The sequence below is a fragment of the Micromonospora marina genome (genome assembly GCF_900091565.1).
Lineage (GTDB): Bacteria > Actinomycetota > Actinomycetes > Mycobacteriales > Micromonosporaceae > Micromonospora > Micromonospora marina.
Map to the genome: position 1 here is coordinate 1 of NZ_FMCV01000064.1, position 1,821 is coordinate 1,821.

A 1,821-nucleotide genomic window follows, 5' to 3' on the forward strand; every position below is an offset into this window, starting at 1 on the left:
CCACCGACGTACAACTCCCCCACCACACCGATCGGCACCGGCCGCAGAAACCGATCCAACACATGAACCACCGTGTTCCACACCGGAACCCCGATGGTCGGGGTGCCGGTGCCGACCTCCTCGCCGGTGGAGTACACCGTGGTTTCGGTGGGGCCGTACATGTTGTGCAGCCGGTAGCCCAGGTCACGCAGCCGGCCGGCCAGGGTGGCGCCGAGGGGTTCCCCCATGCTGATCGCGAACGCGGTCCCCGGTCCCAGCCCGGAGCGCACCAGCGCCTCCCACATCGACGGTGTCGCCTGGACCGCCGTGGTGGTCGGCGCGGCGAACAACCGGGCCACCTCGACGGGATCGCGATGACGGTCGGGGCCGACCATGACGACCTGGGCTCCCCGCACGAGCGGGGCGAACATCTCGGTCACCGCGACGTCGAAGGTGACCGTGGTCGAGGCGAGCATCCGGTCCCCCGGCCCCAGATCCATCCGGTCGGCCATGAACTGCACCAGGTGCGACATCCCCCCGACGGTCACCGCGACCGCTTTGGGCCGGCCAGTCGAACCGGAGGTGAACAGGGCGTACGCCAGTTCGTCGGGCTCGGTCGCCACCGGCCGGATGGCTGCTCCTTCCGGCGGCCCGTCGACCGGCACCGTCGGCCACCGAGCCCCCATCTGCTCCTCGGTGCCGAGGTCGGTCACCACCGTCACGGCTCGTGCCCGGTCCAGCGCATCGTGCAGCCGGTCGATCGGGTGCTCCGGGTCCAGCGGCAGGTAGACCGCGCCGATCCGCAGCACGGCGAGGGCGGCCACGACGAGGATCGGCCCCCGGGTCAGGCAGATCCCGACGACCTGCTGCCGGCCCACCCCGCGCCGCCGCAGCGCCGCCGCCAGCCGGTCGGCCTCTTCCACCAGCGCCGCATAGCTGTAGCACCGCTCGCCGTCCTCGTCGCTGACCGCGATCAGGCCCGGGGTGCGGGACGCCTGCCGGGCCACCAGCGTGACGACTCCGGCGGGGTCGTAGGGCCGGGTGGTGTCGTTCCACGCCGCCAACTGCCGGAGGTCCCCCGGTCCGGTGGCCGGCAGCGCCGACAACCGCTGCTGTGGCTGCCGGGCGGTCTCGTCGAGCAGCCGTACGAGGGCGGCGGCGATCCGGGCTGCGGTGGCCGGCGCGAACAGGTCGGTGCGGTACTCCAGATAGCCGGCGAGACCGTCGCCGTCCTCGGCGAGGACCAGCGACAGCTCGAACTTTGCCCGTCCGGGATCGACCGGCGTCAGCCGAAGGCGTACGTCTTCCACCACGGACTCCGCGGCCGGGGCGTTCTGCAACACGAACATCACCTGCGCCACCGGGTCCCGGCTCAGGTTCCGGTCCGGCGCCAGATCCTCGACGATCTGCTCGAAGGGCACCTCCTGCCGGTCGAACGCCTCGTGGCAGACGGCCCGCATCCGGTCCACCAGCTCACCGAAGGTCGGGTCACCGCGCAGCTCCCCGCGGAGCACCACGGTGTTGGCGAACAACCCGACGATGCGCTCGAACGCGGCCACCGGCCGGTTGGCGACCGGGGTCGCGACGGCGATGTCCTCCTGCCCGCTGTACCGGGACAGCAGCGCCGCGAAGCCGCTCAGCAGCACCGTGTACAGCGTCGTGGACCGTGCCTCGGCGAGGGCGGTCAGCGCGCGGACGGTGTCGGCCCCGAGCCGGAGCGACCGACGGGCCCCGGGCCGTTCCCCGTTGGGGTGGTGGGGGTGGTCGGTGGGGAGGTCGAGGGTGGGGGTGTTGGCGAGGTGGTGGGTCCAGTAGGTGCGGTGGTGTTGGTGTCGGGTGTGG

The 1,821-nt window shown here is 72.4% G+C and carries 1 protein-coding gene; it reads right to left on the bottom strand.

Going from position 1 to position 1,821, the window contains the following annotated elements:
- Positions 1-1,821: non-ribosomal peptide synthetase (locus tag GA0070215_RS27760; protein ID WP_141708293.1), on the bottom strand; the 1,821-nt coding region annotated here is incomplete at both ends.